This is a genomic window from Silanimonas sp. (genome assembly GCF_027530345.1).
In the GTDB taxonomy this organism is placed as follows: domain Bacteria; phylum Pseudomonadota; class Gammaproteobacteria; order Xanthomonadales; family Xanthomonadaceae; genus Silanimonas.
The window spans coordinates 15973-40910 of the sequence record NZ_JAPZQK010000003.1; the positions used below are offsets into that span (position 1 = coordinate 15973).

The 24938-nt window shown below is 71.1% G+C and carries 18 protein-coding genes and 1 pseudogene; 12 read left to right on the forward strand and 7 right to left on the reverse strand.

Annotated features, from left to right (window positions below):
• Nucleotides 1-2: 2 nt before the first annotated feature.
• Nucleotides 3-329: a thioredoxin TrxA gene (gene trxA, locus O9255_RS01275; RefSeq protein ID WP_297865013.1), complete on the reverse strand. Its 327-nt coding sequence runs from the start codon at nucleotides 327-329 to the stop codon at nucleotides 3-5.
• 207 nt (nucleotides 330-536) lie between these two features.
• On the opposite strand from trxA, the gene rhlB reads away from it, so the two are divergent.
• The 6 genes from rhlB to ung all read left to right on the forward strand — a co-directional run bounded on the left by rhlB (nucleotide 537) and on the right by ung (nucleotide 5928).
• Complete coding sequence (gene rhlB / locus O9255_RS01280; protein ID WP_297865014.1) at nucleotides 537-2231, forward strand: ATP-dependent RNA helicase RhlB; 1695 nt, start codon at nucleotides 537-539, stop codon at nucleotides 2229-2231.
• 2 nt (nucleotides 2232-2233) lie between these two features.
• Nucleotides 2234-2920: a cell division ATP-binding protein FtsE gene (gene ftsE / locus O9255_RS01285; RefSeq protein WP_297865015.1), complete on the forward strand. Its 687-nt coding sequence runs from the start codon at nucleotides 2234-2236 to the stop codon at nucleotides 2918-2920.
• Nucleotides 2917-3882, forward strand: coding sequence for a permease-like cell division protein FtsX (locus O9255_RS01290; RefSeq protein WP_297865016.1), 966 nt, complete (start codon nucleotides 2917-2919; stop codon nucleotides 3880-3882). Before ftsE ends, O9255_RS01290 begins: the two co-directional genes overlap by 4 nt.
• Nucleotides 3879-4724 (forward strand): response regulator, encoded by an 846-nt coding sequence (locus tag O9255_RS01295; RefSeq protein WP_297865017.1) that lies wholly within the window; start codon nucleotides 3879-3881, stop codon nucleotides 4722-4724. Before O9255_RS01290 ends, O9255_RS01295 begins: the two co-directional genes overlap by 4 nt.
• Nucleotides 4725-4796: 72 nt before the next feature.
• Complete coding sequence (locus O9255_RS01300; protein WP_297865018.1) at nucleotides 4797-5237, forward strand: septum formation family protein; 441 nt, start codon at nucleotides 4797-4799, stop codon at nucleotides 5235-5237.
• Nucleotides 5238-5247: 10 nt separating this feature from the next.
• Nucleotides 5248-5928, forward strand: coding sequence for a uracil-DNA glycosylase (gene ung, locus O9255_RS01305; protein WP_297865019.1), 681 nt, complete (start codon nucleotides 5248-5250; stop codon nucleotides 5926-5928).
• A 3-nt stretch (nucleotides 5929-5931) separates the two neighbouring features.
• Here the strand turns inward: ung and O9255_RS01310 are convergent, their stop codons facing one another.
• The 3 genes from O9255_RS01310 to O9255_RS01320 are packed head-to-tail and all read right to left on the reverse strand — an operon-like array spanning nucleotide 5932 to nucleotide 11199.
• A complete protein-coding gene (locus O9255_RS01310; RefSeq protein WP_297865020.1) occupies nucleotides 5932-6873 on the reverse strand; it encodes an ROK family protein in 942 nt (313 codons plus the stop codon).
• Nucleotides 6870-8720: an alpha-amylase family glycosyl hydrolase gene (locus O9255_RS01315; protein ID WP_297865021.1), complete on the reverse strand. Its 1851-nt coding sequence runs from the start codon at nucleotides 8718-8720 to the stop codon at nucleotides 6870-6872. The genes O9255_RS01310 and O9255_RS01315 overlap by 4 nt, the downstream gene beginning before the upstream one ends.
• A gap of 19 nt (nucleotides 8721-8739) precedes the next feature.
• On the reverse strand, nucleotides 8740-11199 hold the full coding sequence (locus O9255_RS01320) for a TonB-dependent receptor (RefSeq protein WP_297865022.1): 2460 nt from the start codon (nucleotides 11197-11199) through the stop codon (nucleotides 8740-8742).
• A 289-nt stretch (nucleotides 11200-11488) separates the two neighbouring features.
• On the opposite strand from O9255_RS01320, the gene O9255_RS01325 reads away from it, so the two are divergent.
• Complete coding sequence (locus O9255_RS01325; RefSeq protein ID WP_297865023.1) at nucleotides 11489-13081, forward strand: sodium:solute symporter; 1593 nt, start codon at nucleotides 11489-11491, stop codon at nucleotides 13079-13081.
• A gap of 27 nt (nucleotides 13082-13108) precedes the next feature.
• Here O9255_RS01325 and O9255_RS01330 read toward each other — a convergent pair whose 3' ends face one another.
• A complete protein-coding gene (locus O9255_RS01330) occupies nucleotides 13109-14137 on the reverse strand; it encodes a LacI family DNA-binding transcriptional regulator (RefSeq protein WP_297865024.1) in 1029 nt (342 codons plus the stop codon).
• 205 nt (nucleotides 14138-14342) lie between these two features.
• Between O9255_RS01330 and rpoH the strand changes: the two genes are divergently transcribed.
• Together rpoH and O9255_RS01340 are read left to right on the forward strand one after the other, a co-directional pair.
• Nucleotides 14343-15203 (forward strand): RNA polymerase sigma factor RpoH, encoded by an 861-nt coding sequence (gene rpoH / locus O9255_RS01335; RefSeq protein ID WP_297865025.1) that lies wholly within the window; start codon nucleotides 14343-14345, stop codon nucleotides 15201-15203.
• A 109-nt stretch (nucleotides 15204-15312) separates the two neighbouring features.
• Entirely contained in the window at nucleotides 15313-15741 is a 429-nt protein-coding gene (locus O9255_RS01340) for a hypothetical protein (RefSeq protein ID WP_297865026.1), read from the forward strand.
• Between the two features lie 84 nt (nucleotides 15742-15825).
• Here the strand turns inward: O9255_RS01340 and O9255_RS01345 are convergent, their stop codons facing one another.
• A complete protein-coding gene (locus O9255_RS01345) occupies nucleotides 15826-18027 on the reverse strand; it encodes a primosomal protein N' (protein WP_297865027.1) in 2202 nt (733 codons plus the stop codon).
• A 517-nt stretch (nucleotides 18028-18544) separates the two neighbouring features.
• On the opposite strand from O9255_RS01345, the gene O9255_RS01350 reads away from it, so the two are divergent.
• Nucleotides 18545-20005: a DUF3106 domain-containing protein gene (locus tag O9255_RS01350; protein WP_297865028.1), complete on the forward strand. Its 1461-nt coding sequence runs from the start codon at nucleotides 18545-18547 to the stop codon at nucleotides 20003-20005.
• Between the two features lie 38 nt (nucleotides 20006-20043).
• Here the strand turns inward: O9255_RS01350 and O9255_RS01355 are convergent, their stop codons facing one another.
• Nucleotides 20044-21240, reverse strand: a complete 1197-nt coding sequence (locus tag O9255_RS01355) for a DUF3667 domain-containing protein (RefSeq protein ID WP_297865029.1) — start codon at nucleotides 21238-21240, stop codon at nucleotides 20044-20046.
• A gap of 43 nt (nucleotides 21241-21283) precedes the next feature.
• Between O9255_RS01355 and O9255_RS01360 the strand changes: the two are divergent.
• A pseudogene (locus O9255_RS01360) lies at nucleotides 21284-22687 on the forward strand (MATE family efflux transporter).
• 36 nt (nucleotides 22688-22723) lie between these two features.
• A complete protein-coding gene (gene sppA, locus O9255_RS01365) occupies nucleotides 22724-24586 on the forward strand; it encodes a signal peptide peptidase SppA (protein WP_297865030.1) in 1863 nt (620 codons plus the stop codon).
• Nucleotides 24587-24938: the final 352 nt, after the last annotated feature.

Here is a 24938-nt window from a genome sequence, read left to right on the forward strand (position 1 = left end):
CCTCAGAGGCTCTTGTCGATGAAGGCCGTCAGCTGCGGCTTGCCGGCCAGGCCGACATGGGTGCCGGCGACCTTGCCGCCCTTGAACATCATCAGTGTCGGGATGCCGCGCACCGCGTACTGGCGTGGGGTCTGCGGGTTGTCGTCGATGTTGATCTTCACCACCTTGACCTTGCCGTCGTAGGCCTTGGCCACGTCGTCCAGCAAAGGGGCGATGGCCTTGCACGGGCCGCACCACTCGGCCCAGAAATCGACCAGCACGGGGACGTCGCTGCCGAGCACCGCGGTGGAGAAATCGGCATCGCCGACGTGGGAGATCTTGTCGCTCATGGGAGGTCCTCGATGGGCTGCCGCGGGCGCCGCGGCCATGACTGGTACACTTGGGGGCCCTCGGAGCGGTTGGCAACCCCGAGGTGCCGGCCCCCGCGGCCGCAGTGTGCGACCGCGCGTGAAGCGGGCGCAAGACCGAACCGAACCGGTTCACCCGCAGGCGCGCCGCGCCGCCGCTTCAAGCTGACGAGCACACCCAAGGATCCCATGAGCGACAAACCGCTGACCGACGTCACCCTGTCCAGTTTCGACCTTCACCCGGCCCTGATGGCCGGCCTCGAGGAAGCCGGGTTCTCCCGCTGCACCCCCATCCAGGCCATGACCTTCCCGGTCACGCTGCGCGGCGGCGACGTCGCCGGCCAGGCCCAGACCGGCACCGGCAAAACCCTGGCCTTCCTCGTGAGCATGGTGAACCGCCTGCTCACCCGCCCGGCGCTGGCCAACCGCAAGGACAGCGACCCCCGCGCCCTGATCCTCGCCCCGACCCGCGAACTCGCCATCCAGATCCACAAGGACGCGCTGAAGTTCGGCTCGGCCCTCGGCCTGCGCTACACGCTGGTCTACGGCGGCGTCGACTACGACAAGCAGCGCGAGCTGCTGCAGGCCGGCACCGACGTGATCATCGCTACGCCCGGCCGCCTGATCGACTACGTGAAGCAGCATGTCGTCAGCCTGCACGCCTGCGAGGTCTGCATCCTCGACGAGGCCGACCGCATGTTCGACCTCGGCTTCATCAAGGACCTGCGCTTCCTGATGCGCCGCCTGCCGGCCCGCGAGGAGCGCCAGACCCTGCTGTTCTCGGCCACGCTCAGCCACCGCGTGCTCGAGCTCGCGTACGAGCACATGAACGAGCCGGAGAAGCTGGTCGTCGAGACCGAGACGATCACCGCCGCCCGCGTGCGGCAGAAGATCTACTTCCCGGCCAACGACGAGAAGATCCCGCTGCTGCTGGGCCTGCTCTCGCGCAGCCCGGGCAACCGCACGATGGTGTTCGTGAACACCAAGGCGATGGTCGAGCGCGTCGGCCGCGCGCTGGAGCGCGGCGGCTACCTCGTCGGCGTGCTCAGCGGCGACGTGCCGCAGAAGAAGCGCCAGAGCCTGCTGGCGAAGTTCCAGCGCCGCGAGCTCGAGATCCTCGTCGCCACCGACGTGGCCGCCCGCGGCCTGCACATCGACGGCGTGAGCCACGTCTACAACTTCGACCTGCCCTTCGAGGCCGAGGACTACGTGCACCGCATCGGCCGCACCGCGCGCCTCGGCGCCGAGGGCGATGCCATCACCTTCGCCTGCGAGCTGTACGCGCAGCACCTGCCGGCGGTCGAGACGTACATCGAGCAGAAGATCCCGGTCGAAGCGGTCACCACCGACCTGCTCACCGCCCTGCCGCGCCCGGAGCGCGAGGCCCTGCCGGAAGGCGCCGAGCCGGTCGAGCGCGTCAGCGACATCTTCCGCGAAGCCCGGGCCGAGATGGCCGAGAAGGACGCCAAGCACGGCCGCGGTGGCCGTGGCGGCGCTGGCGGTGGCCGCAGCAGCGGTGGTCCGCGTCGCGAAGGTCGCGATGACGGCCGCGGCGACCGTGGCCCGCGTCCGCCGCGTGCCGAGGGTGAGCGCGGTCCGCGCCCCCCGCGTCCGGAAGGCGAGCGTGGCCCGCGCCCCGAGCGCGCGCCGAAGCCCGAGGGCGAGGCGGTTCCGATGCAGGCGACGGACGTCCCGAACGCCGCCGAGAGCCCGGCCGATGCCGAGCGCCGTCGCCGTCGCCGCCGTCGCAAGCCGCGCGGTGAGCGCGGCGCCGAAGGTGCGCCCACGACCGCCCCGGGCGCCGTGGCCGGCCCGGTCGGCGTGTCGAAGGACAGCTTCTTCGCCCGCATGGCCGCCCGCGTGAAGGGCTGGTTCGGCGGCTGACGATGCCCCTGCTGCGCTTCGACGCGGTCCACAAGCAGTACCCGGGCGGCCGTGCCGCCCTGCAGGACGTGAGCTTCGGCGTCGAGGCCGGCGAGGTGCTGTTCGTCACCGGCCACAGCGGGGCCGGCAAGAGCACCCTGCTGAAGCTGCTGCACCTCGCCGAGCGGCCCGACCGCGGCGCGGTGCTGCTGGAAGACCGCAATCTGGCCGCCGTGCGCGGCCGCGACATCGCCCGCTACCGGCGTCGCGTCGGCGTGGTGTTCCAGGACCACCGGCTGCTGCCGCATTGGAACGTCGCCGACAACGTGGCCCTTCCCCTGCGCATCGCCAGCGCCCCGGAAGCCGAGGTGCTGCCGCGGGTGCGCGAGGTGTTGGGCCGGGTGGGCCTCGGTGACCGCCTCGCCGCCTTGCCGCCCCAGCTCTCCACCGGTGAGCAGCAGCGCGTGGGCATCGCCCGCGCCATCGTCGGTTCACCGGTGCTGCTGGTGGCCGACGAACCGACCGGCAACCTCGATCCGCAGCTGGCCGCCGAGATCATGGGCCTGTTCCTCGAACTCCCCGAGCGCGGCACCACGGTGCTGATCGCCAGCCACGACCTCGCGCTGATCAAGCGCACGCGCCAGCGCACCTTGGTGCTGCACGAAGGGCGGCTGGTGGACGACATCGCCGCGCAGGACCTCGCCGCATGAGCGTGAATCGCAGCGCGGCGCGCCGCGAGGTGTATGGCGGCCCCGGCGTCGGGGCATGGGGCCGAAGCCACCGCCGCGCCTTCGCCGATGCCGTCGCGCGCCTGCGTGTGGCGAAGCTGGCCACCGCGGCGACGCTTTCGGTGTTCGCGCTGGCCCTGCTGCTGCCCTTGCTGCTCGGCCTCTTCCTCGCCAACGCCCTGCGCTTCGCCGGCACGCTCGACGCCGCCCGCGAGATCAGCGTTTTCCTCGAGGCGGACGCCAAGCCGGCCGACGCCCGCCGCCTCGCCGAGGCCTGGCGCGCCCGGTCCGATGTCGCCGGCGTCGTGCTGCGCACGCCGGACGAGGGGCTCGCCGAGTTCCGGCAGATGAGCGACCTCGCGGGCGCGCTCGATCTGCTCGACGGCAATCCGCTCCCCTGGGTGCTGGTGGTTTCGCCGCAGGAGGGCGTCGCCAACGACCCGGCGGCGCTCGCCACCGCCCTGCAGGCCGAGGCCGGCGTGGACAGCGTGCAGTACGACGCCGCCTGGCGCGCGCGTCTCGACGCCTGGCTGGCGCTGGGCCGTCGTGCGGTGGGCCTGCTGGCCCTGCTGCTGGCCGCCGGCGCGGTGCTGGTGGTGGGCAACACCGTGCGCCTCGACCTCGCGACGCGTCGCGAGGAGATCGCGCTGTTGCAGCAGCTCGGCGCCGACGATGCCGACATCCGCCGCCCGCTGCTGCATTTCGGCGTGCTGCTGGGCGCGCTGTCCGGTGCGCTGGCGCTGGCCGGCGTGTTCGCCATCGGGGCCCTGCTGCGCGCGCCGATGGCCGAGCTGGTGGCGACCTATGCCGGCGGATTCGCGCTGGCCGGCCCCGGCGTGGGCGAGGCGGCCGCCGTCCTGGCCAGCGCCGCGGCGCTGGGCTGGCTTGGCGCGCGGGTGGCGGCGGGCCATTATCTGCGGACTTCGCTCCCGGCCGGCTCATGAGCACACCCGCGTTCCGCACCTTCGACAACACCTCGCCACGCATCCTCGTGGTCGATGGCTCGAAGGTGGTGCGCAAGATGATCGAGGGCGTGCTGCGCCAGCAGTTGCCGCAGGCCGAGATCATCCTCTGCGAGAACGGCGACGAGGCGAAGGTGGCCCTGCAGCAGGGCGCCATCAACCTCGTCACCACGGCGCTGCGGCTACCCGACATGGACGGCCTCGAGCTCGCGCGCTACCTGCGCGAGCACACGCCGCAGGCCTACATCCCGATCATCGTGGTCTCCGGCGACGTGCAGGACCGCCTCGAGACGCGCTCGATCACCGACGACGTCACCGACTACTTCGACAAGTCGCTGGGCTTCACCGCGCTGGCCGCTTTCATCAAGGGCTACGTCGCGCCGGAAGGCGCGCCTGGCGGCGAAGTGCTGTACGTCGAGGACAGCAAGGTCGTCGCCGTCGCCACGCGGCGCATGCTCGAGAAGCACGGCCTGAAGGTGATGCACTGTAGTGGTGTCGAGGACGCCATCGCCTGGCTGGAATCGGCGCTGACGCAGGGCCGCGTACCCGGCTGCGACGTGGTGCTGACCGACGTCTACTTGAAGGGCGAGCTCACCGGCAAAGACCTGGTGAAGTCGATCCGCAATGATTTCGGCTATCCAAAGGGCCAGCTTCCTGTGCTGGTGATGACCGGCGACGCCAACCCCGCCAACCAGACCGAGCTGCTGCGCAGCGGCGCCAACGACCTCGTGCTCAAGCCGATCGAGGAGCGCCTGCTGATCACCAAGCTGCTGTTCCAGCTGCGCGTCGGCCGCCTGCTGCGCGAGCGCCACGGCCAGGCCTGAGCCGCGGCGCTTCGAATGCGGCGCCCGCGCCGCCGCCCCCCATCCGATTTCCCCACCACTGAGACCCCCCGCATGTCCTTTCGCCTGCTTACCCCCCTCGCGCTCGCCGTGATGCTCGCCGCCTGCAGCGCACCCAATGCCGATGGCTCCGAGGAGGTTGGTGTGTTCGACCTCGCGGTCGGTGACTGCCTGATCGACGACACCTCGGGCGAAGTGTCGGAGACGGTGAAGATCGCCTGCGACAAGCCGCATCTGTCCGAGGTCTACCATCTGTTCGACCTGCCGGGCGGTGCGTTCCCCGAGCGCGGCGCGATGGACAAGGCCGTCGAGGCTGGCTGCCTCGCGGCGTTCGAGCCTTATGTCGGTCTCGACTACGACAGCTCCGAGTACGTGTTCACCACGCTCGAGCCCACGCCGGAAAGCTGGACCAATGGTGACCAGGAGGTGGTCTGCATGCTCGCCACGCAAGACGGCAGCAAGATCACCGGCAGCCTGCGCAACGCGAAGCGCTGATCCCCTCGCCATGGCCGTGGCCCTGCACCCGAGCTGGGCGGCGCGCGTCGGGGCCTACCTCGAGCGCGCCGACATGCAGGCGCTCGCCGCCTTCCTGCGTGCGGAGAAGGCCGCGGGCAAGCGCGTGCACCCGCCGGGCCGGCTGATGTTCGCCGCGCTCGACGCCGTGCCGTTCGACGCGGTGCGCGTGGTCATCCTCGGCCAGGACCCCTACCACGGGCCGGGGCAGGCGCATGGGCTCAGCTTCTCGGTGCCACCGGGCATCGCCATCCCGCCGTCGCTGCTCAACATCTTCAAGGAGATCGAGCGCGACCTCGGGCAGCCGATGCCGCGCCACGGCTGCCTGGAGTCTTGGGCGGCGCAGGGCGTGCTGCTGTTGAACGCCGTGCTCAGCGTCGAGGAGGGGCGCGCCGGCAGCCATGCGGGAAAAGGTTGGGAAGGCTTCACCGACGCGATCATCGGCGCGCTCTCCCGCGAGCGCGAAGGCCTGGTGTTCCTGCTGTGGGGCAGCTACGCGCAGAAGAAGGGCGAGCTGATCGACCGGCAGCGCCACTGCGTGCTGAAGGCGCCGCATCCGTCGCCCTTGTCCGCGCATCGCGGCTTCCTCGGCTGCGGGCATTTCGGCAAGGCCAACCGCTGGCTGCAGGGCTTGGGCTCCGCGCCGATCGACTGGTCGCTGCCGGCGCCCTGAGGCTCAGCCTGCAGCGTTGGCCCGCAAGGCGTCGCGGCCGAGCTCGAAAGCGCCGCGCAATCCGGAGGCCGTGCCCAGCGCCGGCGGCACGATGAAGTCATCGAGCCGGTCGCGCCCGTGTGCGTCGTGCGACAGCATCGGGCTGTCGATGTAGCCACCCAACCAGTGTCGCGTGCGCGCGCGAAGCCGCGGGAACAACGCCTGCTGCGCCATGACGCCGCCGCCGAACACCATGCGCTCCGGCGCGGCGAGAAGGATGACCTGGGCCGCGAGTTGGCCGAGGTAGTCGGCCTGCAGGTCGAAGGCGCGGTGGTCGGGCGGCAGTGCATCGAGCGCAGCCCCCCAGCGCGCTTCGATCGCCGGGCCGCTGGCCAGGCCTTCGACGCAGTCGCCGTGGAACGGGCAGGCGCCGGGGAACGGATCGTCCGCGGCGCGACGTGGCCACAGGTGGCCTGCCTCGGGATGCAGCAGCCCGTGCACCGGCCGGCCGTCGAGCACGAGGCCGACGCCGATGCCGGTGCCGACGGTGACGTAGGCCACCGAGGCCAGGCCGCGACCGGCGCCGTGGCGCTGCTCGGCGAGCGCCGCGGCATTCACGTCGGTGTCGATGGCGAAGGGCGCGGCGCGAAGATTGGCGGGCAACATCGCTCGCAAGTCGGTGCCGCTCCAGCCGGCCTTCGGCGTACGGCGAAGGTGGGCGAAGTCGGCGGCGCCCGGATCGAGCGTGAGCGGGCCGAAACTGGCGACGCCGCTCGCCTGCGCGGCGCCATGGCGCCCTTGCGCGGCTTCGAGGAAATCGCGGACTTCGGCGAGGGTGGCCTGCGGATCGCGGGTGGCGATGCGCGCCTGCTCCAGCGGTGTGCCGTCGGCATCGCAGAGTGCGGCGATCATCTTCGTGCCGCCGGCTTCGACGGCGGCGATGCGAACCGTTCCGCCCGCGCTCATGCGCGCACCCACCAGCCCTGTTCGTAGGGGGCGAGCGCGATGGCACCGGCGGACGCGCCGTCGTCGGGCGTGGTGTGGGCATCGATCGCGAGTCGCCGCCAGCGGCCCTCCGGCAACGCCACGCTCGCGCCCTCGCGACCGAGGTTGAATGCCGCGAACAGGCCGGTGCCGCGCGCCACCGTGAGCACGGGGCCGTGCGCGCCCGCATCGACCGCGCGGTCGGCCAGCGCCGGCACCATGGCGCGCGCCTGCCGCATGCCGCGCAGTGCGCCGAACACGCGGCCCGCGTCGCTCGTCGGATCATGCCGCTGCGCTGCGGCCGCATCGTCGAAGGCGGGGCGGTGCAGCCAGCGGCCTTCGTGGCGGCGCTCGGGATCGGCGCGGAAGCTTTCGTCGTTGCCTTGGGCGAGTTCGTCGCCCATGTAGATGAGCGGAATGCCCGGCAACACCATCGCGATCCCGTAGAGCAGCAGGACGCGTCGCAGCGCCCACTCGCGCTCGGCCTCGTCGTCGTGTGCGTGGGCCCAGTCCAGCCCGGCCAGGGCGCTGGCCATGCCGTTGCTGCCGTGCGCGTGGCCGCCATCGCTCTGGAAGGCCTCGCCGCGCGCGGTGCTGCCCGGCGCGTCGCCGGCGTAGTGGCGCGAGAGCGCCGCGAGGTCGAATCCCGGCACGCCGCTGCGGCCGGCCGCCTCGTCATCGAGCACGGGCCACACGATGTCGTCGTGGCAGCGCACGTAGTGCAGCCACGTGGCGTCGTCCGGCAGCGTCGGCGTGCGCTCCAGCACGTTGGCGACCAGATCGGCGCGGCCCAGCGCCAGCCCCGCCCAGCCCGCGGCCATCAGCGAGCTCTGGTAGGCGATGTGGCATTCGGGGGCGCTCGCCGTGCCGAAGTAGGGCGGCAGCTCGCGCATCGGCACGATCGCTTCCGCCTTCAACACCACGGAGGGCATTGCGAGGTCGACGACGGCGCGCAAGGCCTGCAGCAGGCGATGCGCCTCCGGTAGATTCATGCACGGCGTGCCTTCGCGCTTCCACAGGAAGGCGGTGGAATCGAGGCGGAAGCACTCGACGCCGCGGTTGGCGAGATCCAGCAGGGCCAGCGCCATGGCGCGGAAGACCTCCGGGTTCGCCCAGTTCAGGTCCCACTGGTAGGGGTAGAACGTGGTCCACACGTGGCCCAGACCGGAGACGACGGTGAAGTTGCCCGGCGCGGTGCGCGGGAACACCTGGCCGAGGTGCGCTTCGTGGCGCGCCACGGCGGCGTCATCGGGCAGCACGTGGAAGAACGCGCGGTAGAACGGATCCCCGGCGCGCGCCGCCTTCGCCCACGCGTGGTCGTCCGAGCAGTGGTTGAGCACGAAGTCGGCGCACAGGTGGATGCCGCGCGGGCGCAAGGTGGCGGCGAGCGCCTCGAGGTCGGCCATCGTGCCGAGGCGCGGTTCGACATCGCCGTAGTCGCGCACGGCGAAGCCGCCGTCGCTGTCGCCCTCGCGCATGGCGAGGAAGGGCAGCAGGTGCAGGTAGCGCACGCCCAGCGCATCGAGGTGGTCGACGCGCCGTGCCACCCCGGCCAGCGTGCCGCCGAAGCGGTCGACATAGGTGCAATAGCCGATCGTCGCCGGATCGGTCAGCCACGCCCTCGGTGCGTCGGCATCGAGGGCGCGGAGCGTGGCGGGGCGAGCCGCCGCGCGTGCCGCGATGTCGTCGACCAGACGCGCGTACCACGCGGGATCGAGCGTGCCGTACACCGAGCCCAAGGCCGCTTCGAGCCGAGGCCCGAAGCGTGCCCATCGCGCGGCCCAGCCGGGATCCGGCGTGGCCTCGGTGGCGGCGTTGGCGGTGCCCATTCCCATGCGCAACGGCCCGTCAGAAGTCGTAACGCAGGGACAGCGCCGTCGAACGCCCCGGGATCGAGCGCGCGCGGATGATGTTCGCCGCGTTGTCGACGATCGCGCCTTCCTCCGACTCGGTGATGCCGAACTCGTCGAAGACGTTGTTGACGTTCAGCGTCAGCGTCAGCGCGTCGGTCACCCGCCAGTCGGCGAACAGGTTGGTCTGCACGAAGCCCGGCATCACCAGCGCGTTGTTGTCCTGCGCGTAGCTGTCGGTCGTGCCGATCACGTTGGCGCCGATCGTCCAGCGCTCGAACGCATAGGCCGGCGTCACCTGGTAGACCCAATCGGCCTGGCGGCGCGGCGTGTTGCCCACGTTCGCCGGGCTGATCTGGTCGCGCGAGATCTCCGCATCGGTCCACGTGGCGCCACCGTTCACCGAGAACGCGCCCGAGCGCCACGCGCCCTCGATCTCGATGCCCTTGGCGAGGTACGTGCGGTTGAGGAAGCGCTGGTTGGTGGCCTCGAAGTTCTGCTCCTCGGTCTCCGCGCGGAACGCGGTGAGGTACAGGTCGAGGCCCTCCCAGCGCCACTTCACGCCGGCTTCGACTTGGTCGACGAGGTCGACGGCGTCTTCCGAGCGCACCGAGCCGTCGGCACGGACCACGCCGAACAGGAGGCGGTCGGCATTGGCGCGGCCGCCGCGGCTGGCGCGGGCGAAGTAGGCGAGGTCGTCGCTGGCGAGCCAGTTCATGCCGACCGACCACGAGGTGTAGCCCCAGTCGTAGTTCACCGGGGACACTGCGGCATTGTTGACGGTCGAGACGCTGCGCTCGGTCGGCTCGATGGTGCCGTTGCCGTTGACGTCGAGGTTGGCGACCTGCACCGAGCCCGCGTAGTTGCCCGTCGCTTCGCCGTTGTCGCGGCGGACGCTGGCGTCCACGCTCAGGCGGTCATTGGACCAGGCCAGCGACAGGTAGGGCGCGTCGATGACGTACTTCGTGTTGTAGCTGCGCGTGCAGCAGTTGCCCCAGAAGGGCACGCCGTAGGCGTAGAGGCCGTTCGTCGAGAGCCGCTGGCCCGTGGCGCTGATGACGTCGAGCAGGCGCGCGTCGTTGCCGTCCAGCGCCAGCACGTAGCTGTTCCAGACCCAGTCCATGTCGATGTTCTGCCGCGAACGGTACCAGCCACCGGCGAGGTCGAGCGTGCCACCGGCGCTGTCGAAGGCCTTCGACAGCTGCAGGTTGTTGGCGTAGTTGCCGAAATCATTGATCTCGGTGTTGAACAGGTGCTCGCGGATCGCGAGGCCCGTGTAGGCCGGGCTGGTCGCCGCGCTGCCCGCGGTCACGAGGCGCGCGCCGGCGCCACCGATCGAGGCGGCGATGTCGGCGCCGTCATCCACCTCGGCCGGGAACGGCGAGACGAAGCGGCCGTCGGTGTCGGCGTAGCGGAAGCGGTTGTCCAGCGTCCAGCCGTTGTCGAAGGCGCGCTGGAACTCGAGGCCGAAAGCCGTCGACTTCGGCCGCATGCCGTCGGCGATGTCGGTGCGGCGGCGCTGGTTGTTGCCGTCGAGGCCGATGTCGGTGAGGAAGTTCGGGCTGTGCGGCGTGTCGCGGCCCGGGTCGAAGCCCGGGAAGCCGGAGAAGCGCGGGTTGCGGTTCGTGCCGGTGACGCGCACTGGCATCGGCAGGTAGCCGATGGCGCGGTCGTCGAGCAGCTTCAGGTGGAAACGCAGGAAGCCGCCATCGTGTTCGCGCGTCAGGTTGGCCTTGATCTGGCCGCCGTCTTCCGCGGTGTAGCCGGGGTCGCGCACGCCGTCGCCGCGGCGGTAGAAGCCGGCCACGTGGAAGCGCCACTGGTCGTTGATCGGCCCACCGTAGCGGAAGTCGGTGCGGAAGCTGTCGTAGTCGAGGCCGGCGGTGAGGCCGATCGCGCCGCCCTGCACCTCGCCGGTGTTGCTGACGAAGTTGATGATGCCGCCGGGCGAATTGCTGGCGAAGGTCGAGGCCGAGCCGCCGCGAAGCGCTTCGATGCGATCCAGGCTCCAGTCGGCGCGCAGGAAGATGTCGGCGTTGCCGAAGGCGATGTCGCCGAACTCCAGCACCGGCATGCCGTCCTCCTGCAGCTGCAGGAACTTCGCGCCACCGGCCGCGACCGGCAGGCCGCGCACGGCGATGTTGGCGTTGCCTTCGCCGCCGGTGCTCTCGGAGCGCACGCCGGGGATGTTGCGGAAGATCTCCGCCGTCGAGCGCGGCGCCGACTGCTCGATCTGTTCGACGCCGATGGTCGAGATCGAGACGCTCGATTCGAGCTTGGTCTGCGCCGCCGGCGTGCCGGTGACGATGATCGCGTCGAGGCTCTGGGGCGTCGGGGCTTCGTCGTCGGGCCCGGGCGACGCAGCGGGTGCCTGCGCAGCGGCGAAGGGCGCGGCAAGCAGCAGGGCAATGACGGCCGCGAGCGCGCGGCGATTGGGTTTGCGTGGTGTGTGGTGCATGGCCTCCCCTCCCAGGAACGGCATGATGGCTTTGCCAGCGGCGGCCGCTGGTTCGTCATGGATACGCCTCGATGCAAACGATTGCAAGTGCCCCGCGTGAAGGCGATGTCGCCTCACTTTGGTGTCCATACGGTGCTTATATCTAGGGTGTTTTTCCGTTCCGCGGTTGCGATTCCATTCGTATGCTGTGGTGCAGCACGCGCCATTAGCGCAACCGATTGCATTTGCGGTGGGCTGCGGGCATCGTTCGCCGGCGGGGAGGGGCCCGCGCTACCGGTACGATCCGCACATGGGCAACGTGAACCCGCAGCTGGCCGGCATCGACTACGCGATCGTCGCGCTCTATTTCCTCGTCGTCATCGGCCTGGGCTTGTTCGTCGCCCGCGGCAAGCAGAGCGCCCAGGACTATTTCCTCGCCTCGCGTTCGATGTCCTGGCCGGTGATCGGGTCGGCGCTGCTGGCCTCGAACATCTCGTCGACCACGCTCGTGGGCCTCGCCGGCGCGGCCTTCGCCTCCGGCATCGCGGTCTACAACTACGAGTGGATGGCCACCGTGGTGCTGGCCTTCTTCTGTGTGTTCTTCCTGCCGTTCCTGCTGCGTTCGCAGGTCTACACGCTTCCCGAGTACCTCGAACGCCGCTACAGCCGCGCGTCGCGCACCTATTTCTCCGGTCTCACCATCTTCCTCAACATCGTCGTCGACACCGCGGGCGCGCTCTATGGCGGTGCGCTGATGCTCAGCCTGGTGCTGCCCGACGTGCCGTTGTGGCAGATCGTCGTCGGCCTCGCCCTGTCGGCCGGCGTCTACACGGTTCTGGGTGGGCTGCGCGCGGTGATCTACACCGAGACGCTGCAGGCGGTCATCCTTGGTGGCGCGGCCATCGTCATCGCCTGGTTCGCCTTCGACAAGGCCGGCGGCTGGGACCACGTGATGGCCAGCGTCGACCCGGAGAAGCTCTCCCTCGTCCGACCCGCCGACGACCCGCATCTGCCGTGGACCGGCCTGGTCCTCGGCGTGCCCCTGCTCGGCTTCTACTTCTGGTGCACCAACCAGTTCATGGTGCAGCGCGTTCTTTCGGCCAAGGACGAGAACCACGGCCGCTGGGGCGCGCTGTTCGCCGGCCTGCTGAAGCTGCCCGTCCTGTGGGTGATGGTGCTCCCGGGCACCTGCGCGATCCTGCTTTACCCCGAGCTGGCCAAGCCCGACCTGGTCTACCCCACGCTCGTCTTCGACCTGTTGCCGGCGGGCCTGCTCGGCCTCGTCATCGCCGGCTTCTTCGCCGCGATCATGTCGTCCATCGCCAGCACCTTCAATTCGGCGGCCACGCTGGTGACGATGGACTTCATCCGCGTGTGGCGGCCGCAGATGGACAACGACGCGCTGGTGCGCACGGGTCGGCTCGCCACCGTGGGCTTCATGGTGCTCGCGGTGCTGTGGGCGCCGCAGATCGCCCGCTTCGAATCGCTGTGGCAGTACCTGCAGGCCGTGCTGGCCTACGCGGTGCCGCCGATCTGCGCGCTGTTCCTGGTCGGCCTGTTCTGGCGCGGGGCGAACGCCCGAGGCGCCGTGGCCTGCATCGTGGCGGGCGTGGTCGGCGGTGGTGCCCTCTTCTGGACGAACGTCGTCGCCGCCGAGCCGTTGGGGCTGCATTTCCTGCTGGTCGCCCCGCTGCTGTTCGTGCTGTGCGTGGTGGTGCTGGTGACCGTCTCGTTGCTGTCCCCCGCCCCGGCGAAGGACGGTGTCGACGCCATGCTCTGGACCCCGGACTTCTTCCGCGCCGAGACGCGGGCGCTGGCCGGCGTGCCGGCCTGGCAGAACTACCGGCTGCAGGCCGTCGCGCTGCTGGTGCTCACCGCGGCAATCGTCTGGGTGTTCCGCTGACGCCGCGCGGGCGGCGTCCGTCCCGACTCACGCCGATTCGCGGATGACCAGCGACGGCGCGATCGGCGCCGGGCGCGGGTCGCCGCCGTTGAGCCGTTCGATCAGCGAGAGCGTGAGCAGTTCGGCACCGCGCTTGAGGTCCTGCCGCACGGTGGTCAGCGCCGGATGCGTGTACTGCGCCAGCGGCACGTCGTCGTAGCCCACCACCGAGACGTCCTGGGGCACGCGCACGCCGCGGTCGTTGAGGGCGCGGATGGCGCTGATCGCGATCACGTCGGAGGCCGCGACCACACCGTCCAGCGGCACGTCCTGTGCGAGTAGGCCGCGGAAGGCGCGGTAGGCCTCGTCCGCGTCGAACGGCGCGCGCAGGTGCCGCCGCGGGTCGTCGTCGATGCCCGCCGTCGCCAGCGCTTCACTGTAGCCGGCGAAGCGGTGCGCCACTTCCGGCAGCCGCTCGTCGCCGAGGAAGGCGATGCGGCGGCGGCCCTGGCGGATCAGGTGCCGGGTGGCGATCAGCCCGCCGGCGTGGTTGTCCGAGCCGACGCAGGGGTAGGCCTGCCCGGGCATCTGCGCGCCCCAGGCCACCAGTGGCGCGCCGCGCTCGGCGGCGGCGTTGATCGCCTCGTGCTCGTGGCTTTGGCCGATGATCACCAGCCCCTCGGCGATCGACTGCGCCAGCGTCGCGTCGAGCCAGGTGCCGGATTCCTGCACGGCCTTCGAGAGCAGCATGCTGTAGCCGCGGCTGGTCAGCTCGTCGGCGAGGTAGGTCAGCATCGTCATCATGAACGGGTCGGTGAGGTGCCCGCTGCGATCGTGCTGCAGGGGCACCACGACGGCGATGACGCCGGAGCGCCCCGCGCGCAGGCTGCGCGCGATCGGGTTGATGCGGTAACCGAGCTCGCTGGCCAGGGCCTTGATCCTCACCCGGGTGGCCTGGGCTACCGTCGGATGGTCGGCCAGCGCGCGGGAGACCGTCGACTCCGAGACCCCCGCGATCTTCGCGAGGTCGCTCATCTGGAGGGGGCCCTTGGCCTTCGTGGCGGCTTTCTTCGGCATGCGTCCTCGTCCTGGTGGCCGCCGGCCCCGGGCGGACGCTCCAGTATGCGCGGGCCCTGCGCCGATGGGCGAGGGGTTATCTCATAAGTGAATGAGACTATGGCGATTGCTGCTGCCGGTGGAACGCTGTGGAACTTTCCGGGGTCTTAGCACTCGTAGCAGGCGAGTGCTAAATTGCCCCCATGACCCCCCGAGGGACGCAGGAATGACCACGACCTTGATCACCGCCAACTACCCCATCCCCAGCGCGCTTGGCTCGCTGGAGGCCTATGTGGCGGCCGTCCACCAGATCCCCGTGCTCAGCGTCGAGGACGAGCAGGCGCTCGCCCGCCGCCTCCGCGACGAGGGCGACCTCGAGGCCGCGAAGGCCCTCGTCGTCTCGCACCTGCGCTTCGTCGTCCACGTGGCCCGCGGCTACCAGGGCTACGGCCTCGGCGTCGGCGACCTCGTGCAGGAAGGCAACATCGGCCTGATGAAGGCGGTGAAGCGCTTCGACCCCGACCAGGGCGTGCGCCTCGTCAGCTTCGCCGTGCACTGGATCCGCGCCGAGATCCACGAGTTCATCCTGAAGAACTGGCGCATCGTGAAGGTCGCCACGACCAAGGCGCAGCGCAAGCTGTTCTTCAACCTGCGCAAGAGCAAGACGCGCCTCGGCTGGATGAACGACGCCGAGGTCACCGCGGTGGCCAAGGACCTCAACGTCTCGAAGCGCGAAGTGCTGGAGATGGAAGCCCGCCTGTCCGGCCGCGACATCGGCTTCGACGCGCCCGCCGGCGAGGATGACGACCACGCGCCGCCGGCGCCGATCGCCTACCTCGAGCAGGCCGATGGCGATCCGGCCGCGCTGTTCGAGCGCGAGAACCACGAAGAGAAGCAGCTCGACGCGCTGGGCGAGGGCCTCGACAGCCTCGACGCCCGCTCGCGCGCCATCCTGCAACGCCGGTTCCTCGCCGAAGAGAAGGCCACCCTGCAGGACCTCGCCGTCGAGTACGGCGTGTCGGCCGAGCGCGTGCGCCAGATCGAAGCCAATGCGCTGAAGAAGCTGCGCGGCCTGCTGCTGGCCTGAGCCCGCGGCCACCGGCCGGGCAACCTAACGACGGCGCCTTCGGGCGCCGTCGTCGTTTCGGGCTGCTAGCATCGTGCGGCCTTTCCCCACCCCCACAAGGAACGAACCCATGAACACCCCCTTTCCGCCGCCGCCCGCCGCCCCCGAGAAGAAGCGCAAGCTCTGGCCGTGGTTCCTCGGCGGCTGCCTCACGCTTATCGTCCTCGGCGGGCTCGCCGTCGCGGCGATGTTCTACTTCGGCGCGAAAGCGGTTTCCGCGGGTGGCAAGGAAATCGTCGCCCAGGTGCCAGCCGTGCAGGAGCATTTCGGTGCCGTGACCGATGCCGGCATGGACTTCGGCGCCATGATGGAGGCCAGCCAGGCCGGCCGGAGCGTCATGATCTTCAACATCACCGGCGAGAAGGGCGAAGGCCGCCTCGTCATCGAGACGGACCAGGCGACGCAGGCGTTCAAGTCGGCCACGTTGACCCTGCCGAGCGGCGAGACTCTCGAGGTGGACGCCGCCACGATGAAGCAGCTGCAGGCCCTGCAGCCGTAACGGGCCGCCTCCGCATCCCGCCTTGCGAACGACCGGCCTTGTGCCGGTCGTTTCGTTTTAGGGCCTCATCGCGCCGCTCGCCCCTCAGTAAAGGTCGATCGGATCGACGTCGATCGACCATCGCACGCGGCGGGCCTCCGGCAGCGCGTACCAGCCGGACGCCGCCGCGCCCAGCGCCGCCTGCAGCACGCGACGCTCGTCGGCGCGCAGCAGCAGCTGGAAGCGGGCGCGTCCGGCGCGGCGCGGCATCGGCGCAGGTACCGGGCCGGCCCAATCCAAGCCCGGCACGCGCTGGCCATCGACGGCCGCGCCGAGCAGATGCTGCCGAGCCGCGGTGAGGAAGGCCTCCGCGTCGGCCGCGTCGGTCGCTTCCGCGCGCAGCAGGGCCCAGTGCGCGAACGGCGGGAGCGCGGCGGCCTCGCGTTCCGCCAGCAGGGCGGCCGACAGCGCCGCGTAGCCGCCGGAGAGCAGCAGGGCCAGCCACGGGTGTTCGGGATGGTGGGTCTGCAGGATCACCTCGCCGGGACGCTCGCTGCGCCCGGCGCGCCCGGCCACCTGCACCAGTAACTGACCGAGCCGCTCGCCGGCGCGGAAGTCGGCAGAGAACAGGCCCTCGTCCATCGACACCACGGCGGACAGCGTGAGCAGGGGCAGGTCGTGGCCCTTCGCCAGCATCTGCGTGCCGACGAAGATGCCGGGGCCGTCGCCGAGTTCGGCCAAGCGCTTCGCGAGGCCGTCCTTCACCGCCGTGGTGTCGCGGTCGACGCGGACGATGCGGGCGTCGGGGAATCGGGCGGCCAACGCCTCCTCCACGCGTTCGGTGCCCTGGCCCTGCGGCTGCAGGGCGAGGCTGCCGCAGTCGGGGCAGGCGTTCGGCTTCGGCGCGCGGTAACCGCAGTGGTGGCAGATGAGCCTTCGACCCACGCCGTGCACGGTCAGCGGCGCATCGCAGCGCTTGCAGGGCGCGCTCCAGCCGCAGTCGTGGCAGAGGAGCACCGGGGCGTAGCCGCGGCGGTTGCGGAACACCAGCGCCTGCTCGCCGCGTTCCAGCGTCTTTTCGATCGCGTCCAGCAGTTCCGGCGCGAGGCCGGCTTCGAGCTTGCGCTTGCGCACATCGAGCACGCGCACCGACGGTGCCCGTGCCCCGGCCCGCGCGCGTGCGGGAAGCACCAACCGCGTCAGCCGCCGCGACAGGGCCTGGCGCTGCGTTTCGAGGGCGGGCGTGGCGCTGCCCAGCACCACCGGAACACCGCAGGCCTGGCCGCGCCAGAGCGCGAGGTCGCGGGCGTGGTAGCGGATGCCGTCCTGCTGCTTGTAGCTGGCGTCGTGCTCCTCGTCGACGAGGATCAGCCCGGCCTCGGGCAGCGGGCAGAACACCGCGGAGCGGGTGCCGACCAGCACGCGGCCTTCGCCGCTGCGCATCGCCGCCCAGGCCCGGGCGCGGGCGCCGTCGGCGAGGCCGGAGTGCATCGCGTGCACCTCGACCGGCAGGCCGCGCTGGAGCCGTGCGATGGTCTGCGCGGTGAGGCCGATTTCCGGCACCAGCAGCAGCGCCTGCTTCCCCTGCGCCAAGGCATGGCGGATGGCCTCGAGGTAGACCTCGGTCTTGCCCGAGCCGGTGACGCCGTCGAGCAGGAAGGGCGCGAAGCCTCGGGGGCCCGTGATCGTTGCGACGGCCTCGGCCTGAGCGTCGTTGAGCGTGAGGCCAGCGCCGATCGCTCGCACCGCGGCCGGCATCGGCACCCGCTCGGCGGCGCCGCGCTCGGCCAAGCGTCGGGCCGCATCGCGCCATCCCGGGTGTTCGAGGTCGAGTCGGGCTTCGGGCCACGGGGCGTCGCCGGTGGCCGCCCAGGCCTCGGCCAGCGCCTTGGGGCGGCCGGTGCGCAGGGTCTCGAGGCCGGCCCGGCCCGCAGGCGTCAGGCGCCAGCCGAACGCACGGTGGTCCAGCACGGGCTCGCCATCGCGCAGGGGGCCGGGCAGGGCGGTGGCCCACACCTCGCCGAACGGCGCATGGTAGTAGCGGCTGGCGAAGCCCAACGTGCTCCAGAGCTCGGCGTCGACCAGGGGCTGTGCGTCAAGGCGCTCAAGGACCGGCTTCAGGACGGCGTCGGCCGCCCCGCTCGGTCCCACGCCGACCACCACGCCCATGGCGCTGCCGCGGCCGAAGGGCACGCGCACGCGGCAGCCGATCCAGCCCGTGTCCGCCTCCCGGCCTTCGTCGGGGAGGTAGTCGAACGGGGCGGGCAGGGGCCGGGGCAGGGCCACCTGCAGGGTCGTGAGCGGCATGCCGCGAGTGTAGCGGCGGCGTCCAGCGCGCCGCTGAGGCCCGTCGCAGGCCCTCTCCCCGCCCGGTGCGACCGTTGGGCCACTTGCCGCACAGTGCTGCCCACTCGCTGAGGTGTGCACCACAAGCTGCTGATTTGAATGGGGTCGCGGTCTTATCCACATGCGCTGTGGATAAGTCTGTGGAATGGCATGGGGTGGGGGCTGCGCAGCCCCGCTGTTTCGCGGCTTCTTTGTGTCTTGATGATTTTTTAGTCAAACTGAAATATCCCTTTTAAAGCAATGGCTTAGGGTGTGAAAGGGGGCGCTGTGCGGGGTGGTTGGCCGCCTGAATGGATCGGGAACGGGTCTCAGGCCGGGGTGTGCACAACTGCGCCCCGCAGAACCCCAACAAAATCGCGGCGGAGCCGCTGTTCGGCCCCCTGTCAACCGGTGGACGAAAAAAAGTGCGGACGACGGCACAAGCCTGCGGGGGCAAGCGAAACGTGACCTTGTCGACGCCCCTGCCTAGACTCGCGGGGTGAGCTCGACCCCTTCTTCCGCCCTTCCGGCCTTCCTCCGCGGCATCGAGCCGCGTGCCCGCGTGCTCTCCCGCGCCCAGGCCGGTCCGGCGCTCGACGACGAGCGCCTGCTGGCCGACGTGCGGGAGGAATTCAGCGCGCGCGCGGCCCGCCTCCCATTGGCCGAATGGCCGTTGCGCTACTGGGGCCTGCTGTTGGCTCGCGACGAGCTCGGCCGTCCTTCCGGCCAGACCCCGGCGCATCCGCTCTACAGCCTGACCCACACGCGTCGGCTCGCGCTTCTGCTGCGTCTGGTGGTCGGCCTGGAGCCGGCCGGCGCCGCTCGCGTCATGGGCTTGTCGGAAACCGCCTACCGCGCGCTCTGGGCCGATGCGGAAGACAAGCTGGCCGAACAGGGCGTGGGGCCGGCGGTGTTGATGCGCTGGCACGAGGCCTTCCAGCGCGAGGCACGCGGCGAGGCCGCCTCCGCCGATGCGCCGCCGCGCACGCCGGCGCGCCATGCCGCGCCGATCGGGCGGCCTCGCGGGCCGCGCTGGCGCCCGACGCCCCTGCAATGGGGTCTCGGGGCGGTGGCACTGGTCCTTCTGGCCGTTCTGGCCGCGACCTTCATCTGGCCACCGGCACCGATCGTGCCGGCCACGGCCGCCGGCTCGGCCGATGCCGCCCCGACCACACTCGAGGCCTCGCCCGGATCGCCGCCCCGCGACATGGCGGCGGCGCTGGTCGTGGATCCCGATTTCACCCTGCTCGACGCGGCCCCGGCCGCGCCCTGGCGCGAGGGCGTCGCCTTTCTGAGCTGGGCGACCGTGCAGCGCGGCGTGGCCTTGCCCACACCGGTCGACCCCTCCCCGGCCGTGGCGCGCCCCTGGGGCAGCTTGCCGGCGGACCGGCAGGCCCTGCTGGCCCCGGTCCAGGCGGCGTGGCCGGCGCTGGACGCGGCCGCGCAGGCCGACCTGCTGGCCAACGCCGAGGCGTGGGCCGGCTACGACACCGCACGCCGTGAGGCCCTGCGCACGGCCTATGCCGCCTGGGTGCAGCGGCCGGCGCTGGAGCGCTCCGCCCTGCGCGCCGCCCACGCGGAGTGGAAGGCGCTGGATGCCGGGGAGCGCGAAGCGCTGACGGCCACGGCGGCCGTGCTGGCGGCCCTGCCGGTCGACGCCCAGCAGGCGCAGCGGGCGGCCTTCGCCGCCTTGGATGCGCAATCCCAACGCGATTGGGCCGTCGGCCCCCGGTTGGGCACCCAGCTGCCGGGCCTGCGACCCCTGCTGGCCTTCGTGCCGGCCAGCGAGCAGGCGGCCCTGATCGCCGCACTCGAGGCCCTGGGCGAGCCGACCCGCGCCGCGCTGGCGGCGCGCGTGGCCACGATGGGGACGGCGCAGCGGGCCGCGCTTCGCGGCAAGGTGCTGGCGGCTCCGGCGGACGCCCGTCCCGGCCTGCTGGCCGAGGCGGCGGGGCCCTGAGGCCCGCCGGCCGCGTCAGGCGTGGCGTCTGGGCGACGCTACAGCCAGACCAGTGCCGCGAGCAGCGCGAACACCGCCACCACCGAGAGCAGCAGGATTTCGGCGAAGCCGAGGATCGCGAAGTTCAGGCTGGTCGCGAACCAGCCCTGGCCGTGCACCCGCTTCAGGTGCAGCCACAGGTAGGCGGGGATCCACGCCAAGGCCAGCCACTCCAGCCAGCCCATCGGTGCCGCCAGCCACGCCGGCGACCCGAGCAGCGATTCGAACGAGGTCATCGCCATCAGCACCAGCAGCATCGCGCAAACGAAGGCGTGGCCGTGCAGGGCGCTGACGAGATGCTCCATGTACAGCCGCCGCTGGTAGACGTAGAGGATCTTCAGCAGCAGCGCGAACACCGGCACCAGCACGAACAGCGCCGTCGGCAGCGCCGAATAGAAGGCGTTGCGCAGCAGGTCGGGGTCTTCGCGCACGCGCTTCCAGTTCTGCGGGACGTGACCGATCTGGGTGTTGAGCCAGCGGTTCACGCCATCGGGCAATGACTCGATCACCAGCGGATTCGTCTCCGCGTCCCACGGCTTGCCGTTGAAGTTGATGTCGGGCGTGTCGGAATTCTCGTCCACCGAGAAGCCGGGCGAGGACTCGCGCGTTGCCGGTGCGCCACCGTCGCCTTCCGACGCACGCAGTTCGGCGATGCGCGCCGCGGCGGCGGCCTCGACCTGCTTCTCCGTGGCATCGAGCACCGAGCGCATGCCCGGCACGCCCTCGGACTCCTTGCGCGAGGCGGCGAATTCCGCCCGCACTTCGGCCATGCGCGCCTCGACGCCTTCGACGGTGTCGATCTCCTCGAAGCCCTCGTTGCCGTCGGGGTCGAGGACGACGGCATCGGTGCCGGCCACCCGCACGGCATCGTCGCGGCCGATCTCGAACGAGGGCGTGGCGAGCTTCGCCGCGAAGAAGGTGCCGATGCACAGGAACACGAACAGCCGCACCGGCGAGACGTAGCGCACGCGGTGCCCTTCGATGTACTCGCGGGTGAGGAAGCCGGGCTTCAGCAGCAGCGCCGGCAGCGTGCGCAGCAGGCGGCCGTCGATGTTGAAGATGGTGTCGGCGACATCGCCGAGGATCGAACTGAAGTGCCGGACCAGGCCCTTCGTCGGCTGGCCGCAGGCGTAGCAATGCTCGCCGTACAGGGGCGAACCGCAGTTGCGGCAATGGGCGTCGGTCGGGGTCGTCATCGTCGATATAGTAGGCGCCCGCCGATTCCCGGGTTCCCCTGCCATGCGTCATGACGACGCCCACCGCGCGCGCCTGAAGCGCGAGCTGCGGGCCACCGCCCTGCTGTCCGCGCCGCTGGTGGTCGGGCAGCTGTCCTCGATGGGCATGAACGTCATCGACACCGTGCTGGCCGGACGCCATGGCACGCAGACCTTGGCCGCCATCGGCGTGGGTGCGCCGGCGTGGTCGGTGGTGATCCTGCTGTGCATCGGCGTGCTGATGGCCGTGCCGCCCTCGGTGGCGCAGCTCGACGGCGCCGGACGCCGCGGCGAGATCGGCGCCCTGTTCCGGCAGGCGCTGTGGCTGGCGCTGGCCCTCGGCCTCGGCCTGTTCGCGCTGATCCGGCTCGCGCCGCTCGCGTTGTCGAACTTCATCGCGCCGGAGGTGATGCCCGGCGTCACCGGCTTCCTGCACGGCATCAGCTGGGGAGCGCCGGCGCTGGCGCTGTACTTCAGCCTCCGCTACCTCGCCGAAGGCGTGGCCTGGACGGTGCCGACCATGGTGATCGGTGCCGGTGGCCTCGTGCTGCTGCTGCCGCTGGGATGGGCGCTGATGGACGGCGTGGGTCCGCTGCCGGAGCTCGGCGCCGGCGGGCTCGGCCTCGCTACCGCGCTCGTGCTGTGGACGCAGGTCGCGGCCATGGCGACCACGCTGGCGCGCGCGCGGCGCTGTGCGGACCTCGGCCTGTTCGCCCGCTTCGACGCCCCCGACGCCGCGGCCATCGGCCAGCTGCTGAAGCTCGGCCTGCCGATGGGCCTGGCGATCTTCATGGAAGGCAGCCTGTTCGTCGCCACGGCCCTGCTGATCGCGACGCTCGGCACCGTGCCGATCGCTGCCCACCAGGTGGCGATCCTCGCCGCCTCCGCGGCCTTCATGGTGCCGCTGGGCGTGGCCATGGGCACAACAGTGCGCGTCGGGCAGGCGGCCGGCGCCGGTGATGCCGAGGGCGTGCGCTGGGCGGCCAAGGCAGGCTGGATCATCGGATTCGCCACCCAGACGGCCTCGGCCCTCGTGCTGGCCCTGGGCGGGGCGTGGATCGCGGCCCTGATCACCGACGACCCGGCCGTCATCGCGATGGCCGCCACGCTGATGCTGTTCGCAGCGGTGTTCCAGTAAACCGACGGCTTGCAGGCGATCTCGGCCGGTGCCCTGCGCGGCCTGAGGGACACCCGCGTGCCGGCGTGGATCTGCGTGCTCAGCTACTGGGGCCTCGGCCTGCCGGTGGCCATCGGCCTCGGCGGCATCGGCGCCGACGGCGGCACCCGCATCGCCCTCGGCCTCGGCTGGGGCCCGCCGGGCTACTGGGCCGGCCTGATCGTGGGCCTGAGCGTGGCCGCGGTGCTGCTCACCTGGCGCTTCCTCGCGCATTCCTCACGTGACTTTCGGGGCGTGACCGCCGCCGATTGAGCGGCTAAGGTCGGGTCGTCACTTTCGGAGTCCCCCATGGCCACAGTCGATCGTCCCGGTCCCCTCCGCCGCCTGTTCGGCGGCCTGTGGGACGCCCTGAACTTCACCCGTCGCCTCGTTTTCAATCTGCTGTTCCTCACGGTGCTTCTGTTCCTGCTGGTCGCGATCCTTTCCGGTCCGTCGGTGAAGCCGGTGCAGGACAAGAGCGCCCTCGTGCTCGACCTCGGCGGTCGCCTGGTCGAGGAAGCGCGCTCACCGGCACAGAAATTCGAAGAGCAGATCACCCGCGGCGAAGCGACCGCCGAGTTCCAGCTGCGTGACCTGCTGCGCGCCATCGACGGCGCCAAGGACGATCCGAAGATCGACCGCCTCGTCCTGAAGACCGACGGCTTCTCGGCCAGCGGCTTCGCGGCCCTGCGCGAGCTCGGCGATGCCATCGCCGACTTCAAGGCCAGCGGCAAGCAGGTCGTCGCTTGGGGCACCGGCTACGACCAGGTCGGCTACTACCTCGCGGCGCAGGCCGACGAGATCTACATGGATTCCGAAGGCCTGATCCTGATCGAAGGCCTCGGCCGCTATCGCCCGTACTACCGCGAGCTGCTGGCGGACAAGCTCGGCGTCGACGTGCACCTGTTCCGCGTTGGTGAGTTCAAAAGCGCCGCCGAGCCCTACATCCTCGATGGCGCATCGGCCGAGTCCAAGGAAGCCGACCTGTTCTGGATGGGTGACCTGTGGCAGCGCTACCTCGCCGATGTGTCGGCGGCGCGCAAGTTTGAAGGCGCCTCGTTCGAGACGCTGGTCGCCGAGTTCCCCGCGCGCCTGAGGGCCGCCGGTGGTGACTTCGCCGCGCTCGCGGTCGAAACCAAGATGATCGACGGCACCAAGACCGCCGAAGAGCTCGAGACCCTGCTCGCCGAGCGCGGCGCGGAAGACGAAGAGACGGGCTACCGCCAGGTCGACCTCGACCGCTTCCTGTCGCACCTCGGCGCGCCCACGCTGCCGACCGAAGCGGCGCCGGGCATCGGCGTGGTCGTGGCCCAGGGCGGCATCGTCGACGGCGAGCAGCCGGTCGGCGCCGTCGGCGGCGTCAGCACCTCGGCCCTGCTGCGGCAGGCGCGCGAGGACGACGCCATCAAGGCCGTCGTGCTGCGCGTCGATTCGCCCGGCGGTGGCGTGTATCCGTCCGAGCAGATCCGCCGCGAAGTGGAACTGCTGAAGGGCGCGGGCAAGCCTGTCGTCGTCTCGATGGGCAACGTCGCGGCCTCGGGCGGTTACTGGATCTCGATGAACGCCGACACGATCTACGCCGATCCCTCGACCATCACCGGTTCGATCGGCATCTTCGGCTTGTTCATGAACGGCCCGCGCGCGCTGGAGAAGATCGGCGTGCGCACCGACGGCGTCGGCACCACGCCGCTGGCCGGCGCTTTCGATCCCACCCGCGCCCTCGTGCCGGAAGTGGGCGAGCTGATCCAGACCTTCATCGACCACGGCTACCAGCAGTTCATCGGCAAGGTGGCTACGGCGCGCGAGACCGACGTCGCGGCCATCGACCAGGTGGCCCGTGGCCGTGTGTGGAGCGGTGCGCAGGCGAAGGAACGCGGCCTCGTCGACGAGCTCGGCGGCCTGCGCGATGCGCTGGCGAAGGCAACCGAACTCGCGAAGCTCGAGGCCGATGCGCCGCACACCTACATCACCGCGCCGATGACGCCATTCGAGCAGTTCCTCGCCGACGTCAACCGCAGTGCTCAGGCCAATGCGGTGCTGGGCCGCGTCGCGCCGGCGCTGGCCTTCCTCGGCGACGAGCATGCCGGCCGCGTGGCCGACGACCTCGCCTTCGTGCTGGATTCGCAGGGCAAGCCCTTCCGCGCCGTCGCGCACTGCTTCTGCGATCTGTAAGGCGGCGGCGCTCCCGGTCCCGGGGTTGCGGCGAACGAAAGACCGCGGCTCACGGTCCGTGCCAAACACGGACCGTGAGCCGGACCTGAGGAACGCCCCGCGAGGGGCGTTCCTTTTTTCTTGACGGCAGTTCCTCGGTTCGCTGCCAGCCGGCGACCGAAAACGAGGACGCGCCCGCCGGGCAGCGTCCGGCCTGTTGAGCGCGTACGTCGGATGCCGCGCCCAAACCGGCGCTTGCGTGGCAGCCACCCACCCGCAAGGCTCGCCCGGAAGGGCGTTCGAACTTCCTCTGCGCGGCGACGGCGAGGGGTTGATGGGTCGGTGGCCCTGGGGTACGCTGCAAAACATACCA